Annotated in this window: 20 protein-coding genes and 1 tRNA gene; 14 read left to right on the top strand and 7 right to left on the bottom strand. The window is 42.7% G+C overall.

Translation table 11 applies throughout. The annotated features are described in order from the left end of the window. Positions 1 to 86 precede the first annotated feature (86 nt). The 5 genes from SYJ56_RS06350 to SYJ56_RS06330 all read right to left on the bottom strand — a co-directional run bounded on the left by SYJ56_RS06350 (position 87) and on the right by SYJ56_RS06330 (position 3,347). The gene (locus SYJ56_RS06350) at positions 87 to 584 is read right to left on the bottom strand and encodes a SixA phosphatase family protein (RefSeq protein WP_323832798.1); all 498 of its coding nucleotides are present in this window, start codon (positions 582 to 584) and stop codon (positions 87 to 89) included. 247 nt (positions 585 to 831) lie between these two features. Then, positions 832 to 1,566 (bottom strand): RluA family pseudouridine synthase, encoded by a 735-nt coding sequence (locus SYJ56_RS06345; RefSeq protein ID WP_323832797.1) that lies wholly within the window; start codon positions 1,564 to 1,566, stop codon positions 832 to 834. Between the two features lie 210 nt (positions 1,567 to 1,776). Further along, positions 1,777 to 2,364, bottom strand: a complete 588-nt coding sequence (locus tag SYJ56_RS06340; RefSeq protein WP_323832796.1) for an anthranilate synthase component II — start codon at positions 2,362 to 2,364, stop codon at positions 1,777 to 1,779. Continuing rightward, positions 2,345 to 2,893: a CvpA family protein gene (locus tag SYJ56_RS06335; protein ID WP_323832795.1), complete on the bottom strand. Its 549-nt coding sequence runs from the start codon at positions 2,891 to 2,893 to the stop codon at positions 2,345 to 2,347. Before SYJ56_RS06335 ends, SYJ56_RS06340 begins: the two co-directional genes overlap by 20 nt. A gap of 1 nt (position 2,894) precedes the next feature. Next, complete coding sequence (locus SYJ56_RS06330) at positions 2,895 to 3,347, bottom strand: GatB/YqeY domain-containing protein (protein ID WP_323832794.1); 453 nt, start codon at positions 3,345 to 3,347, stop codon at positions 2,895 to 2,897. Between the two features lie 62 nt (positions 3,348 to 3,409). Between SYJ56_RS06330 and SYJ56_RS06325 the strand changes: the two genes are divergently transcribed. From SYJ56_RS06325 to SYJ56_RS06275, 11 genes are all read left to right on the top strand, one after another. After that, positions 3,410 to 4,126 carry a pyridoxine 5'-phosphate synthase gene (locus SYJ56_RS06325; protein WP_323832793.1) on the top strand — a complete coding sequence of 239 codons (717 nt, stop codon included), beginning with the start codon at positions 3,410 to 3,412 and terminating at the stop codon, positions 4,124 to 4,126. A gap of 96 nt (positions 4,127 to 4,222) precedes the next feature. Further along, positions 4,223 to 4,981, top strand: a complete 759-nt coding sequence (locus SYJ56_RS06320; protein WP_323832792.1) for an alpha/beta fold hydrolase — start codon at positions 4,223 to 4,225, stop codon at positions 4,979 to 4,981. Positions 4,982 to 5,238: 257 nt separating this feature from the next. Beyond that, the gene (locus SYJ56_RS06315) at positions 5,239 to 5,949 is read left to right on the top strand and encodes an SAM-dependent methyltransferase (protein ID WP_323832791.1); all 711 of its coding nucleotides are present in this window, start codon (positions 5,239 to 5,241) and stop codon (positions 5,947 to 5,949) included. 3 nt (positions 5,950 to 5,952) lie between these two features. Continuing rightward, positions 5,953 to 7,023 (top strand): dipeptidase, encoded by a 1,071-nt coding sequence (locus SYJ56_RS06310; RefSeq protein WP_323832790.1) that lies wholly within the window; start codon positions 5,953 to 5,955, stop codon positions 7,021 to 7,023. Positions 7,024 to 7,266: 243 nt separating this feature from the next. Continuing rightward, the gene (locus SYJ56_RS06305; RefSeq protein WP_323832789.1) at positions 7,267 to 7,686 is read left to right on the top strand and encodes a hypothetical protein; all 420 of its coding nucleotides are present in this window, start codon (positions 7,267 to 7,269) and stop codon (positions 7,684 to 7,686) included. Continuing rightward, positions 7,683 to 8,093 carry a hypothetical protein gene (locus SYJ56_RS06300; RefSeq protein ID WP_323832788.1) on the top strand — a complete coding sequence of 137 codons (411 nt, stop codon included), beginning with the start codon at positions 7,683 to 7,685 and terminating at the stop codon, positions 8,091 to 8,093. The genes SYJ56_RS06305 and SYJ56_RS06300 overlap by 4 nt, the downstream gene beginning before the upstream one ends. 268 nt (positions 8,094 to 8,361) lie before the next feature. Then, the gene (locus tag SYJ56_RS06295; protein ID WP_323832787.1) at positions 8,362 to 9,060 is read left to right on the top strand and encodes an orotidine 5'-phosphate decarboxylase / HUMPS family protein; all 699 of its coding nucleotides are present in this window, start codon (positions 8,362 to 8,364) and stop codon (positions 9,058 to 9,060) included. A 12-nt stretch (positions 9,061 to 9,072) separates the two neighbouring features. Then, positions 9,073 to 10,110, top strand: coding sequence for a zinc-binding dehydrogenase (locus SYJ56_RS06290; RefSeq protein ID WP_323832786.1), 1,038 nt, complete (start codon positions 9,073 to 9,075; stop codon positions 10,108 to 10,110). Position 10,111: 1 nt separating this feature from the next. Then, the gene (locus SYJ56_RS06285; RefSeq protein ID WP_323832785.1) at positions 10,112 to 10,909 is read left to right on the top strand and encodes an SDR family oxidoreductase; all 798 of its coding nucleotides are present in this window, start codon (positions 10,112 to 10,114) and stop codon (positions 10,907 to 10,909) included. 25 nt (positions 10,910 to 10,934) lie between these two features. Then, complete coding sequence (locus SYJ56_RS06280) at positions 10,935 to 11,822, top strand: sugar phosphate isomerase/epimerase family protein (protein WP_323832784.1); 888 nt, start codon at positions 10,935 to 10,937, stop codon at positions 11,820 to 11,822. A 118-nt stretch (positions 11,823 to 11,940) separates the two neighbouring features. Continuing rightward, a complete protein-coding gene (locus SYJ56_RS06275; RefSeq protein WP_323832783.1) occupies positions 11,941 to 12,813 on the top strand; it encodes an SMP-30/gluconolactonase/LRE family protein in 873 nt (290 codons plus the stop codon). A gap of 5 nt (positions 12,814 to 12,818) precedes the next feature. Here the strand turns inward: SYJ56_RS06275 and SYJ56_RS06270 are convergent. Then, a tRNA-Arg gene (locus SYJ56_RS06270) sits at positions 12,819 to 12,890 on the bottom strand. A 43-nt stretch (positions 12,891 to 12,933) separates the two neighbouring features. Beyond that, the gene (locus SYJ56_RS06265) at positions 12,934 to 13,170 is read right to left on the bottom strand and encodes a GIY-YIG nuclease family protein (RefSeq protein ID WP_323832782.1); all 237 of its coding nucleotides are present in this window, start codon (positions 13,168 to 13,170) and stop codon (positions 12,934 to 12,936) included. Between the two features lie 405 nt (positions 13,171 to 13,575). Here SYJ56_RS06265 and SYJ56_RS06260 point away from each other — a divergent pair, with 405 nt between their 5' ends. Genes SYJ56_RS06260 through trmD form a run of 3 tightly spaced genes read left to right on the top strand, consistent with a single transcriptional unit; the run spans position 13,576 to position 15,512 of the window. Next, a complete protein-coding gene (locus SYJ56_RS06260; protein WP_323832781.1) occupies positions 13,576 to 14,250 on the top strand; it encodes a 30S ribosomal protein S16 in 675 nt (224 codons plus the stop codon). An 11-nt stretch (positions 14,251 to 14,261) separates the two neighbouring features. Continuing rightward, positions 14,262 to 14,792: a ribosome maturation factor RimM gene (gene rimM / locus SYJ56_RS06255; RefSeq protein ID WP_323832780.1), complete on the top strand. Its 531-nt coding sequence runs from the start codon at positions 14,262 to 14,264 to the stop codon at positions 14,790 to 14,792. Positions 14,793 to 14,795: 3 nt separating this feature from the next. Continuing rightward, positions 14,796 to 15,512 carry a tRNA (guanosine(37)-N1)-methyltransferase TrmD gene (gene trmD / locus SYJ56_RS06250; protein WP_323832779.1) on the top strand — a complete coding sequence of 239 codons (717 nt, stop codon included), beginning with the start codon at positions 14,796 to 14,798 and terminating at the stop codon, positions 15,510 to 15,512. The last annotated feature ends 18 nt before the right edge of the window (positions 15,513 to 15,530 follow it).

Here is a 15,530-nt window from a genome sequence, read left to right as displayed (position 1 = left end):
AGAAATTAAAATACCGATTTAAGGTAAGGAAAAAATCAGGAAAGCAAAGTGTGAATCGTGGATAGAATCACATAGACTTCCTCATATCAATAATCCTTATACATTTTCCGCGCCACAGAAGAAGTCCCGTCTTTTTCAAGTGTGACAATGTAGATATAGTTGTATCCCGAATCTTCGAGATCAGTATATTTTTCACCCTCTCCCACAAAATAATTAGCCAATTGGCCAACGGTATTGCTGTGGCCTACCACAAGGATATTCCCTTCCAAACTCCGCAGCTGATCCACTAGCTCATCATGGTTTTTCGGATCATATACTTCTATGGCTATGCCTGCTTCTTTTGCGGTGCGCTCGGCAGTTAATCTTGTCCTTCGGTAATCAGTACTAAAAATATGCTTGATCTCCTTGTCACCAAGGATCTGAGAGAGTTTCACCGCACGGGCTTTTCCCGCTACAGAAAGCTCAGGATCATCTCCGGTCAACAGCTTTTCAGCATGACGGACGATATAGATGGTTTTTGGATTTTGCTCACTTGAGCATGCAGCAAATAATGATATGATTAATAAGAGGACGATATATTTCATGCCCAAAAGTTAAACAATTCTCAAAACGATTTTTACTATTGTCTGCAAGAATCAAGAGTCATTAAAGACAGGATGACCCCGTCAGGTCGGGTGGGTCGAAGTAGGCCAACTTTTAGATTTACCCAGTCCTATGATGAAAAGACATAGTAACATCAAAACCTCCGTGCCAACTCTGTAAAGCCCTCTGTGCACTTTGTGGTTTAAAAAAAACCTTTGAGATTAATGAAATCCCAAAGGTCTTGAATGTTTACCCGCTAAATGAATTATTCAAGTGCTGGTCTTTAGTCTTGATACTTTCATATTCTAGGAATTGCTCCCAGAATTCCTCCTCAGGTACAGCAGCTCTTAGGTAAAGCTTCTCCTTTTTGATTGGGTGAACGAAGACCAAGTTAAACGCATGTAGGTTGATGCTGGCATCTGGATTTGGCTTTGCAAAGCCATACTTAATATCTCCACGAATAGGGCAACCCATAGATGCCAATTGTACACGGATCTGATGTGGACGACCCGAAACAGGTCGAACTTCGATCAGCCAATGATCATTCATAAAACCCAAAGTCTTGTAATTCAACTCTGCCTTTTGCGACCCTGGAACTTCACGGTCATGGGCCGTCACTACATTTTTCTGCTCGTCTTTGACTAGGTAATGGGTCAATTTCCCGGATTCTTCTTTTGGCTTTCGCTTGACAAGTGCCCAATACACTTTATGAATTTCTCTTTTGCGGAAAAGCTCCATCATGCGCTCCAGCCCTTTGGAAGTGCGGGCAAAAGCCACCAATCCACTTACCGGTCTATCCAATCTATGAATAGGGTGAAGAAAAACTGCACCCGGTTTGTCGTATTTCTTAGCAATATATTCCTTGAGGTAGTCGGTCAACGTCTTATCCCCAGTCTTATCTCCCTGCACCAATATGCCTGCAGCTTTATTTACTATCAAAAGGTGATTGTCTTCATAGACAACTGTGAATGGCTTCTTTTTCATCTGTTATTAATTGTTTTTCAATTGTCAGATGGAATCTCGCACGATGAATAAACAACTCTCTGTGTGTCGTTTACGACATGCTCGATTTCATAATCAATGACAAAGGTAAGAATTTCGCAGGAGTTGAATAAGTGATTTTTTAAGAGCTTCTCAAAAGTGGTATTCAACATCAGCTACTAGTGAAATTATCCAACTACAACCAGAGAGCTGTCATACTTCGACCTTCGAACTCCTAACTTTTATGCTTTCCACCCAACCCTTCACCAGGTCCAATCCGTACTCCGTCAAGTGTGCTTCCGGATGATACTGGATCCCAAAGATTGGTAAACTTCTATGCACAATTCCCATTACCTCCCCTGACTCAGTTTCCAAAATCACTTCTAGTTCCTTTGGCAAATCATGCAATTGCAAAGAATGGTATCGGGTTACATAAAAGTGATCAGGCAATAAAGATGTCATGGAATGCACATTCACCTTTCTGATTTGATGCACTTTCCCATGCGTAGGAATAGTATTCTTCTTCAATTTTGCTCCAAAAAATTCACCTATTGCCTGATGACCAAGACAAACTCCTAAAATCGGCACCTGATTGTGATAGTGAGCTAGGATAGTGGTTAGATTTCCTGCCTCGCTAGGAATACCGGGCCCTGGAGACAAAACCAAGCCATCAAACTCAAGCTTTTTGATTTCTTCTAGCGGTATATCATTTCGTAAAACAAGCAATTCCTCCCCCGTCTGTCTAAGCAAATCTGCCAGCATGTGACTAAAGGAATCAAAATTATCTATCAGCAGCAGCATCTTTGATGTTCTCAACGATCTCATCCAACTTGGCCAAACTCTCCTCTATACTCGGGAAAAAGGGCTCTACTGCCGCTACAATACCCGGTGCTATAGGCTCAATGAAGTAGAGCATTTCAGAATCCTTGGTCCATTTTACAGGCATCTCCAATTTGAAGAGACTTGCCAGCCAAAAGAATAAACTAATAAAGAATGCTGCTTTCACTACCCCAAAAATCGACCCGACCGTAGCATCCAGCGGACCAAGGAGTACCATGTCCATGATTTGCTTAAGTATCCATCCTACTATCCTGATAATAAGCAGTGTAAGAACAAAAATTACTATAAAACCAAAAATCGGAAAACCCAGATTGAACTCTGTGACATTTTCGGCCAGCCATTCATTCATTGGAGACATGAAATAAAGTCCTAAGATCACTGCGATCACAAATCCAAAAAGGCCTAGGACACCTAGAAGGAAACCAGTGCGGAATCCTTCAAAAGCTCCCAGACCAAGAATTACAACGATAATGATGTCGATGATGCTCAACTTAGCTGTTCAGTATGGTTTTTACTTTTTCAGAAATCACTTTGCCATCTGCCTTACCTGCCAATTGCTTACTGGCCACGCCCATTACTTTTCCCATGTCTTTTGGACTTGAAGCTCCGGTTTGAGCAATAATATCCTTAATCGCTGCGGTAATTTCCTCATCAGTCATAGCTTTTGGAAGGAATTCCTGAAGTACTTTCAACTCTGCCATTTCTACCTCATATAAATCAGTTCGGGACTGCTGCTCATAGATATCCGCAGAATCCTTACGTTGCTTGGCAGCTTTAGTGAGTAACTTTAATTCATCTTCTTCAGTGATGTCAGCTTTGGCTCCACTTTTGGTTTCTTCTAAAAGAATCAGTGATTTGATAGATCTCAAAGCTCCCAAACGGGTTTTGTCTCTTGCAATCATTGCTGATTTAATTTCACTTTCTATTTTCTGCTTTAAACTCATTAGTCCTAAGTTTGTGTTACACTTCTAATAATTCAGACAAAAATACCTTTTTCGACTCGGATATGACCAAGCTAAGCGTAAATATTAACAAGATCGCCACCCTGCGCAATGCCCGCGGAGCCGATAATCCAAATGTAGTAAAAGTTGCTCTGGATGCAGAGCGCTTTGGCTCACAGGGAATTACAGTACACCCACGACCGGATGAGCGCCACATCCGCTACCAGGATGTACTTGATCTGGCGAAAGTAGTCACGACTGAATTCAACATCGAAGGCTATCCTGATCATCGATTTATGGAACTGGTACGTGTAGTGAAACCTGCACAAGCTACACTAGTGCCCGATCCGCCGACTGCGATTACCTCAAATAACGGTTGGGATACTATTTCAAATCAAGGCATGCTGAAAGATATCGTAGCTGAACTTCATGAATCTGGTATACGAGTATCTATTTTCATCAATCCGGAGATCAAGTACTTTGAGCCAGCCAAACTCACGGGCACCGACCGGGTAGAGCTTTATACCGAGCCTTACGCCTCCCTTTATCACAAAGACCGTGATGCTGCAGTCAAACCTTATGTAGAAGCTGCAGAAGTGGCAAGGGAATTGGGACTTGGACTAAATGCCGGCCACGACCTGGATTTGCAGAACCTCGCTTTCCTTAAACAAAGTATACCTTACTTGGACGAAGTTTCCATCGGTCACGCATTGATTTGTGATGCACTTTATTATGGCTTAGAGAATACTATTCAGATGTATAGAAGGAAGCTGGGGCAATAACTGAAGATTTGAAATTAAAAAATTGTTAGAGAACAGGAATGAAGGTTATAGGTTCAAAGAATCTTGTAAATCGTATTTCGCATATCGTAATTCAAAATGAAATTAAACTTCAAAAAAATAGGCTCAGGAAAGCCATTAATCATTCTTCACGGTCTTTTCGGTTCGGCAGATAATTGGTTTACCATCTCTAAAGACCTCAAGGATAATTTTACACTTTACCTAGTCGATCAACGAAACCATGGTGATTCCCCACAGTCAGATGAATGGAATTATGAGGTGATGGTTGAGGATTTGAAAGAGCTGATGGATAGTGAAGGCCTTGAAAAAGCATTTGTGATGGGGCATTCTATGGGAGGCAAAACCGCGATGAACTTCGCGCTTAAATATCCTAAAATGGTTGAAAGATTGATCGTTGCTGATATTGCACCTCGCTTTTATGCAATCCATCATCAGTCTATCTTAGAAGGATTGAATGCACTGGATTTGAATGAACTCCAGTCCCGAAAGGAGGCCGACGAGGAGCTAGCTAACTATATTCCTGAAATAGGGGTCCGCCAATTTTTACTCAAAAGCCTGGGTAGAGATACAGATGGATTTATGTGGAAAATCAATCTTCCGGTGATCACTGAAAATATCAACGAAGTGGGCAAAGCGCTTCCGGACGGGAAAAGTTACTCCGGACCCACGCTATTCCTGGCTGGATCAAATTCAAGCTACATTCAGCAATCCGATCTAGAGGATATTGATGCGTTTTTCCCTGACAATAAAGTAGAATTTATCGCAGATGCCGGACACTGGCTTCATGCCGAGCAACCAGAAGCTGTGGTAGAGGAAATTAGAAAGTTTTTGAAATAGGCATGGAATAAGTGTTTATTCATTAAAAAATATGGTTATCCACAATGATGCCAGTAGCCAAAATTTCTTTGCTCACCCGGTCGGATGACCGAAGACGGGTGACCGAAGTGGCCTCAATGCTATTGTTAACCAAAGCCTATATTGATTTAGTCCCTTTACTGGTAGAAAAGAGGATATACATATTAAAAAAAGTTTCTGTCATCTTCTAGCCTTATTTACCCTAATTTTTCGTTCCTTTTTTAAACAACCAACCTAAAATGCCCAAAGGAAAACTCTTCCTCATTCCCAATGTATTGGCAGACAATACACAAGATGCTGTCATCACACCACAGGTAAAAGAGGTAATCACAAACACCAAAGTCTATCTGGTGGAAAATATGCGGACTGCCCGTCGCTACATCAGCAGCCTCAAACTAGGAGTAAACCTAGACCATGTCCATATGGAAATTCTGGACAAAGGCACTTCTCCAGAGTTCATAAACAGACTGATGCAACCCCTTATCAATGGCGCTGACATCGGGATAATCTCAGAAGCTGGTTGTCCCGGTATTGCAGATCCTGGCGCGCTGGCAGTGGAGCATGCACATAAAAAAGGGATCCAGGTTGTACCGCTTTCAGGACCAAGCTCTATGTTCATGGCTTTGATGGGTTCTGGATTTTCAGGTCAGTCCTTTGCCTTTCATGGCTATCTGCCCATTGACAAAAAAGACAAATCTACTGCAATCAAAAAGCTGGAAGCCGAGTCTCTCCGTGAAAGAAGAGCTCAAATCTTTATGGAAACTCCTTTTCGCAACAATCAATTGCTGGAGGATTTACTGCGTGTACTTTCGCCACAGACCAAGCTTTGCATCGCAAAAAATATAACAGGTTCTGACGAAATGATCCTGACTAAAACTGCTCAAGAATGGAAAGAACTCCCACTCGATCTTCATAAAATCCCGACTGTTTTCATTATTCAAAGCTTTTAGACCATGTTTACAATTGACGCCCACCTTGATCTGAGTATGAATTCACTGGAATGGAATCGTGATCTAACGCTTGCTGTTTCAGAAATCAATGCCCGAGAAGAGGGATTGACTGATAAGCCAGACCGTGGAAATGCGGTGGTTTCTCTTCCAGCACTTAGAGAAGGAAATATTGGGTTGGTCGTCGCCACACAGATTGCCCGCTATGTAGCTCCGGGAAACTCCCTTCCGGGATGGCATTCTCCAGAGCAGGCATGGGCACAAACCCAAGGTCAGCTCGCTTGGTATCAGGCGATGGTGGATAAAGGGGAAATGGCTCAAATCAGAAATCTCAAGGAACTGGAAGCACATGTGGCTTTATGGGAAAATGGGGAGGATAATGCCAGTAAGCCTGTGGGTTTTATACTTTCTCTTGAGGGAGCAGACTCCATTGTGAAGATTGATTACTTGGAAAAAGCCTATGAAAATGGACTTCGTGCTCTTGGCCCAGCCCACTATGGGCCAGGAAGATATGCACATGGCACAGATGCTTCTGCTCCCCTCAATGCACAGGGTAAAGCACTGATCCGTAAAATGGATGAGCTGGGAATTATTCTGGATGTTACCCACTTGTGTGATTTGGCTTTTTGGGATGCACTAGAGATTTACAAAGGTCCCGTCTGGGCAAGTCATAATAATTGCCGGGCTCTAGTCAATCACAACAGACAATTTTCGGATGAAATGATCAAAGCGCTGATTGATCGCGACGCAGTGATTGGTGGCGCAATGGATGCTTGGATGCTAAGCCCTGGTTGGGAAAGAGGAAAATCCACTCCACAAGAACGAAATGTGACCTTGGAAACGGTTCTTGATCACATGGAGCATATTTGCCAGATCGCCGGAAATTCCAACCACATAGGAATAGGATCAGATTTAGATGGAGCTTTTGGAACCGAGCAGTGTCCTGCTGAACTCAAAACGATCTCAGATCTTAATACTATCCCAGAATTACTTCGAAAAAGAGGGTTTACCGAAAAGGACATCACGAAAGTTATGCATGGCAACTGGCTGAAATTCCTAAAGAAAGCCTGGCTTTAGTTTATAAATGATTTTAAAGTCCTTGATTACTTTTTCTATATCTCACTTCTCTCTGGAAAAAGGATAAGTGATTGAACCAGAACGATATTACTAAAATCGCATCTTAACTCCCAATAAATTAGGCAATTACGAGAAAAAACAATTGTAAAATTGAAGCCTTTTTTAGTACCACATTATCTAAATATTAAGTATCTTTATTTAGCGTTTTTAATTATATCCTTTCCTCAATTTTAACTACTTTTTATGATAAAACCCGTCATTGTTCTAGCGCTATTGATCTTTACTTTTTCAGAGATTTTTGCTCAAAATGAAAATCAAAAATCTCTAATTGAAGAGTACCTGCGTCAAAGCGAAAACCAAAAGAAAACAGGAATAATTATGATTAGTGCAGGCGCAGCAGCTGCGGCATTGGGGCTTCTGATAGCTACTTCATCAAATTGGTACGGCTATGGCTTAGATACAGGCGGTTTTGTCTTTCTAGCAGGATCAGTATCTGCAATTGTTGGAATTCCAATTATAATTAGTTCGGCCTCTAAAGCGCGAAAGGCAGGGAAATTAAGCCTGGACTTAAATACAGCAAGAGTGATCCATCAGCGTGGAACCAGTAACCCAACCTATCCCGCATTAAAAATATCCATTCCACTTTATTCAACATCCCGATGAAAAAGATACTAATAGCAATTTTTCTAAGTGGAATTATCTTTCAGACAGTAGGTCAGACAAAAAAGTTGGATATCACTCCTGCTAGTTTGATGAAGAAAAGTGATACTCAATACAAGGTAGGCTTGATTTTGAGTGGTACTGGTACTGCCCTAATAATAACTGCTCTTGTTCTCCCTGATCAGTATGATGATTATTATTATGAATCACGCAACCATACTCTTATTAGTGTTTTGGCGTGGACAGGAGTTGCTGCTATAATTACAAGTTTACCCCTATTCTTAAGTGCAGGACAAAATGCTAGAACAGCGGCAAAATTATCAATTCAAAATCAATCCTTTTATCAGCCAATCCCCATTCCTGGTCATCCTAAAAGTTTCCCATCTCTAAGTCTGAAAATTCCTATATAAGATACAAAGACTAAAAGAAAAAAATCCCCCTGAATCATATTTTTTTACTGTACAATTAAGTTTCGGGGAGCTTTTTTGAAAGAAAACTAGAGCTGACCAATCACCTATAATTCTTTAGGCTTATTACAGCGAAGAATATTTTTAGATTTTTCAGAATAAAACACTCCATATAGCTCAAAGCAGGAAAGTATCTTTTTCAATTTTCCTTATCTTAAAAATCTTAGTACGCTACTCATTTTTCATTGACCTACTTTTAACCCAACCCAAAATGAAACCTATAGTACAAATCTCTTTAGACCTTACTGACATTGATGAAGCCCTGGAAACAGCTGCTTTAGCGATGCGGGCAGGGGTAGACTGGCTGGAAGCAGGTACTCCCCTGATTCTCGCGGAAGGACTTCATGGAGTCAGAAAACTGCGGGAAGCTTTCCCCGGAATTCCAATTGTAGCGGACTTAAAGACCATGGATGGTGGCTATCTGGAAGCCGAAATGATGGCAAAAGCCGGGGCAACCCACGTGGTGGTAATGGCTAGAGCGCATGAAGAAACCATCAAATGCGTGGTGCAGGCTGGGAAAGATTATGGAGTGAAGGTCATGGGAGATAACTTAGGTTGCCCAGATATGATCGAGGGAGCTAGATTTTTAGAGGATTTGGGCTGTGACTATGTGATCCATCATATCGGTTACGATGAGCGGCGGGGAATCGCCGCAGCCGGCCATCGAATGCCAAGTCCGCTGGATCAATTGCGGGAAGTGGTGAATGCCGTAAAAATTCCAGTTCAGGCCGTGGGTGGACTTTCATTAGAACAAGCTATTCAATGTCCGCAATATGGAGCGCCACTTGTGGTACTTGGCGCGCCATTGACTATTGACGCGGACGCTTTCAAAACTGCCGATGGCGACCTCGAAGCCTCTCTTAGGAAAATTTGCGCAGCCATACATTCTCAATCAATCAGCAATTCTTAAACCCATTATTTCATGTCAATATCAGGTAAATCAGCTGCCGTAGTTAATTTTTCAGAAGCCAAAGGCTCGGTAGAAATCAGAGAAATCTCCGTTCCGGAAATCGGAGATGAGGACATTCTGTTGGAAGTAGAAAATGTGGGAGTTTGCGGAAGCGATCTGCATCAGTGGACATCTGATCACAGCTGGCCCGTTAATTATCCGGTGGTCTTGGGGCATGAATTCGGAGGGAAAATAGCGACAGTTGGGGATCGAGTGACGGGCTGGAAAGTAGGTGATCGGGTAGTCAGTGAAACCGCCGCTGTGATCGATCCTCAAAACCCCATGAGCAAAATTGGCTTATACAATCTGGATCCTACCAGAAAAGGATTTGGCTACGGGGTGAATGGAGCCATGACCAGATTTGTGAGAGTTCCTGCCAGATGTTTGCACCGCGTCCCTGATGGGCTTTCATTTGAAGAAGCCTGCCTGACCGAGCCCTGCTCTGTTGCTTACAACGCCGTCGCAGTCAACTCCCATATCAAGCCCGGAGATCGGGTAATAGTAATCGGCCCGGGAACCATCGGTATTCTTTGTGCTGCAGTAGCCAAAATTTGTGGTGGAGAGGTTGTCATCTTAGGGCTAGAAAAAGACCGGGGAAGGCTGAAAATAGCCAAAAGCTATGGAGTTACTCCTCTTATTAACGATGCTTCAGCATGGGCAAGAAAAACTGATGGACTTGGAGCAGATCTGATTATCGATGCAGCAGGAATTAGTGCTACATTGAAAATTGCCATGGATCTGGTTCGCCCCAATGGACAAATCACCAAAGTTGGCTGGGGCCCAACCCCATGCAATTTCTCTATTGATCCTTTGGTGCAAAAAAATGTACGGCTACAAGGAAGTTTCAGTCACAACTGGCCGATCTGGGAAAAAGTAATCGGCTTGCTTGCTAGCGGAACGTTAAATGTAAAACCCATAATCGGAGGCATCTGGCCGATTACAGAATGGCATGAGGCATTTGAAAAAATGCATAGTGGGGAAGTTGTGAAGAGTGTACTAAAACCCGTTTGATATGCGATTGAAAGACAAAGTTATTATCGTCACAGGAAGCACAATGGGAATAGGCAAAGCCATTGCTGCACGGGCTGTAACCGAAGGAGCCAAAGTGATTATCCATGGTTTGGAAGAAGACTTGGGAAGTAAAGTCGTAAGCGAATTAGGTTCAGAGAATGCAAGACTGTATATAGAAGACATTTCCAAGGAAGGTGCTACTCAACGACTGGTTGATTTTGCAATTGATTCTTGGGGGCGAATTGACTCTATTGTCAATAATGCTGCAATAGTTGCTGCATCGACTATTTTGACTACTGATAAGGTATTCTTATCTCGCTTATTGGAAGTAAATACCATGGCTCCATTATTCCTGATAAAAGACGCTCTTCCTTATTTGATTGAAAGTCGTGGAGCTGTTTTGAATATCGGTTCGATCAATGCATGGAGCGGGGAACACAATCTGTTAGCCTACAGTATTTCCAAGGGAGCCTTAATGACCATGACCAGAAATCTTGGAGATTCTCTTTTCCGCGAAAATGGTGTGCGTGTCAATCAGATAAATCCTGGCTGGGTACTCACTGAAAAGGAAATTGAGCGCAAAAAAGAACATGGACTTTCCGACACTTGGTACAAGGATTTATCCAAACTCTACGCTCCAGCAGGGAGAATTATTTGGCCAGAAGAAATCGCTGCAGCAACGATTTATTGGCTTTCGGATGAAAGTGGCCCGATTAGCGGTCAGGTTGTTGATCTGGAGCAATTCCCTATGATCGGTAGAAACATTCCAAAAGACCCAAGTACAATTCCTCATAAGTAATCCCAACCACCTAATACTTAATGAAATGCCGAAAATAGCAGCCTTTCCCAAAGCTTTCATGCAGGCACTTTGCAAAGATGGAAGCATGAAACTGTCGGAATGGATAGAACTTTCCGCAGCACTGGAAATTGATGGATTGGAATGGTATGCAGGTTTTCTGGAAATGGAAAAAGAAGAAAACTGGCGTCTCTTCCGAAGGATGGTCGAAGATAAGGGAATGGTCATTCCCATGATGTGCTGTTCACCGGATTTCACACATCCCGACAAGGCATTTCGGGAAAAAGAAATCCGGAAACAGAAGCGATGGATAGAGATGACAGACGAACTTGGGGGGAAATATTGCAGAGTTCTGTCAGGACAATATCGACCCGAGCTTTCCGTAGATGAGGGAATCAAATTTGCCTCCGAATCCATTCAAGCCTGTCTTCCCTATGCCAAATCCCTTGGAATCACCTTAATCCTGGAGAATCATTATAAAGATGACTTTTGGGAATACCCTGAATTTGCTCAGAAAAGAGAATTATTCACCAAGCTCGTCAATAGCATCAAAGATCCAAGTTTCGGAGTTAACTACGATCCTAGCAATGCATTTTTGGCTGGCGAGGATCCGCTGGATTTATTGTATGAAATGTCGGAGCGTGTGGTCACCATGCATGCAAGTGACCGGTTTTTGAAATATGGCACTATTGAAGATTTGAAGAAGGAGGAAAGTGGCGTGACTGGCTATGCCGCCCGGCTTAGTCATGGGGAAGTTGGCAAAGGATTGAATGATTACGATGCGATTTTCACTGAATTGAAGCGCGTGGGATTTGACAATTGGATCAGTATAGAAGATGGAGTGGACGGCATGGATCAACTTCAGCGGAGTGTGTCTTTCTTGAAAAAGAAAATTTCTCAATATTGGCATCAGTGATTTAAGATTTTAGAAATACGATTTACGGCCTTCTTAAGAACTTTTGAAACCTCCAAGGTTTTAAAACCTCATTGTAACTTTACCACCTTACAACTCAACATTTTAATTTTAACAAATCTTGCACAGTTACATACACATTCCGGCCCAATGCTTTCTTGGAGAAAGTCCATTTTGGCATGCAACACGCCAAAGTTTTTTCTGGGTAGATATAGAAAACGGTAAATTATTTGAGCACCGGTTGGCTTCTGGAAGCACATCGATAAAATCATTTACCCATAGGCTAACCTTAGTTTTGACAGGGAAGGAAAATGAGTTGATCCTAGCACTGGATCGTAAAATCGCATCATATGATTTGGACACCGAAAAACTAGAATGGCTGGCAGAAGTAGAAACAGAGCTCCCACTCAATCGCTTCAATGATGGAAAATGCGATGCAAAAGGGCGGCTTTGGATTGGAACACTTAGTACAAAGTTCACACAAGGCTCAGGAAGTTTATATAAAGTGGGTAAGGATCTAAGTCCAGCAATGCAACTGGATCAGTTGACCATTTCCAATGGAATGGCCTGGACTGAAGATAATCAGACTTTTTACTTTATCGACACACCTACCCGAGAGATAAAAGAATATTCATTTGATCTGGAAACCGGGAAAATCGAATTTAGGCGGATTGCTGTGGCGATCCCCAAAGAAATGGGAATGCCTGATGGCATGTGTATAGACCAAGAAGGAATGCTTTGGGTGGCACATTATGGAGGTTCAGGTGTATACTGCTGGGATCCAAACAATGGAGAATTAATCGAAAAAATAGAATTGCCGGTTCCTCACATTACTTCCTGTTGTTTTGGGGGAGAAAATCTAGATGTGCTTCTGATCACCACAGCTCAGGAAAATATGAGCTCTGAACAGTTGAATGAATTCCCCAAAAGTGGAGATGTGTTTTTGGTGAAGACGGATACGAAGGGGTTTGAAGCGAATCGGTTTGAGTATTGAAAAAGTAGCCCCGCTAAGAATCGAACCTAGATCTAGCGTTTAGGAAACGCTTGTTCTATCCATTGAACTACGGGGCCATATTATATCCTCCTTGTCTGCAAAGATTCCGAAGAAACTATATTACTTCAAAGATTTCAAAAACTCCTTACCTATACCCGATTTCAAATAAATTTCTCTCGCTCTTGCCTCTTCTCTATTATCAACTTCATACGTATAGATCACTCTCCATGGAAGCCAGCCCTTTGTTGACCGAGTTTTACCAGAATTATGCTCTTTTAATCTTCTAGATAAATCCTGCGTAAACCCGACGTATATTCTACCATCCTTTTCACTTTTTAAAGCATAAACAGTAAACATAATATATCATTTGTAGCCTCGCTATGAATCCCTGCCTGCCGGCAGGCAGGGAACCTAGATCTAGCGTTTAGGAAACGCTTGTTCCCTGTCTACCGAAGGTAGATATCCATTGAACCCTGCCTACCTTCGGTGGGTACGGGGCCATATTTACAAAAACCTCCCTTTCGAAGGTTAAAGCTAATCCAGCGTTTAGGAAACGCTTACTCTTTAAGTACCATTTATTGAACCCTGCCTAGTTAGCTTAGCTACGGGGCCAAATAGATTTCAGGCACAAGATAACCCAAAACCTTCCCTTTAGGCAAATATTCTTTAGCCAACTTATGGCTTTACAAGGATTTACCGTATCTTTGCACTCCAAAATTAGGATGGACGGGTTCCATTCACTCACTAAATACATTATAATTTATGTCAGTAAAAATCAGATTAGCACGAAGAGGTAGAAGAAAAATGGCTATCTACGACGTGGTTGTAGCTGATGCAAGAGCTCCACGTGATGGACGCTTCATCGAAAAAATCGGATCTTACAATCCAAACACGAATCCTGCTTCTATCAACATCAACAATGAGCGCGCTCTTAAATGGTTGTTGAACGGAGCTCAGCCAACAGACACTGTGAAAGCGATGCTTTCTTACAGAGGTGTGATGTTGAAAAAACACCTTCAGATCGGTGTATTGAAAGGTGCAATCACGCAAGAACAAGCAGATGCGAAATTCGAAGCATGGTTGAACGAGAAAGACACGAAGATTGCCGGTAAGGCAGAAGGTATCACTGCTGCTAAAGCTGATGCTCGTAAGAAAGCATTGGATGCTGAAACTGCGAAGAACCAAGCTAGACTTGATGCGATCAAAGCAAGAGAGGACGAGCAGAAAGCACTGCTAGCTGCTGCTGAAGCTGCTAACAATCCTGCTCCTAAGGTAGAAGAAGTAGTTGCTGAAGAGGCTCCTGTTGCTGAAGAAACACCTGCTGCTGAACCTGAAGCTCCTGTAGCTGAAGAAGCACCAGAAGCAAAAGCGCCTGAAGCTAAAGCTCCTACTGAAGAGAAAGCTCCTGAAGCTGGCGAAGACGAAGCAAAAGCTTAATATAAATCCCCATGAATAAAGACCAAAGCTTTCAATTAGGCTACGTGTCTAAAGTTCATGGACTTCGTGGAGAAGTAATGATTATGCTTGATGTCGATTATCCTGAGGATTATGAGACGTTAGAGCACCTATTCTTAGAGCAAAAATCCCGGCTGGTACCGTTTTTCCTGGAGCACTTTGTACTCCAACCCGGAAATAAGGCATTGGCGAAGTTTGAGGATTTGAACTCAATTAGTCAGGTAGAAGATTTGGTTGGATTGGGAGTTTATCTTCCCCTGACAGCACTGCCTGAACTGAAAGAAGATCAATATTTCTTCCATGAATTGGTTGGATTCGAAGTCTTTGACGAGACTAAGGGCCTGATCGGACCTATTCAGATCGTATATGATCTGGAGACACAGAATCTCCTCGGAGTAACACATAAGGAAAAAGAAGTACTGATACCAATTCAGGACGGAATTATCCAGAAGGTGGACAAGGCAGCTAAAAAAGTTTACTGCCGATTACCCGAAGGTTTACTTGAAATTTATCTGGAAGACTAACCCATGCACATTGATATTGTCACTGTAGTTCCGGGATTATTGGAAGGGCCATTTGCACACTCCATTCTGAAAAGAGCGGAGGACAAAGGACTAGCCAGTATTCGCGTGATCAATCTACGGGATTATTCAACAAGCAAGCAAAAGCAGGTCGATGACTACGCTTTTGGAGGGGGAGCCGGGATGGTGATGTCCATTGAGCCAATCGCTCGATGTATAGAAGCACTTCAGAAGGAACGCACGTACGATGAGATCATCTACATGACGCCCGATGGAGCTAGGTTCGACCAGCCCATGGCAAATGCACTTTCGCTCAGCCAAAACCTGTTGATCCTTTGTGGTCACTATAAGGGAGTAGACGAGCGTGTTAGAGAGCGATTCATCACCAAAGAAATCAGTATTGGTGACTATGTGCTTTCCGGAGGAGAATTGGCAGCGGCTGTAGTGGCTGATGCGTTGATTCGCCTGATCCCGGGAGTATTGAATGATGAGACCTCAGCATTGACTGATTCTTTCCAGGATGGACTGCTGGCACCGCCGGTGTACACTCGCCCCGCAGAGTATGAGGGGATGAAAGTACCGGAAGTATTGTTGTCAGGACATGAGGCCAAGATAAATGAGTGGAGATTTGAAGCATCGGTTCGCCGAACCCAAGAGAGAAGACCTGATTTGCTCCGCGAAAAAGGAACTGGGGTAAGCGATGCAGAATCGTATAAGAAGTAATTACATAAGCCACGCGTT

Origin of the sequence: Algoriphagus aurantiacus (assembly GCF_035156405.1) — a bacterium.
Classification (GTDB): domain Bacteria; phylum Bacteroidota; class Bacteroidia; order Cytophagales; family Cyclobacteriaceae; genus Algoriphagus; species Algoriphagus aurantiacus.
This window is presented reverse-complemented; position numbering and strand designations above follow the sequence as displayed.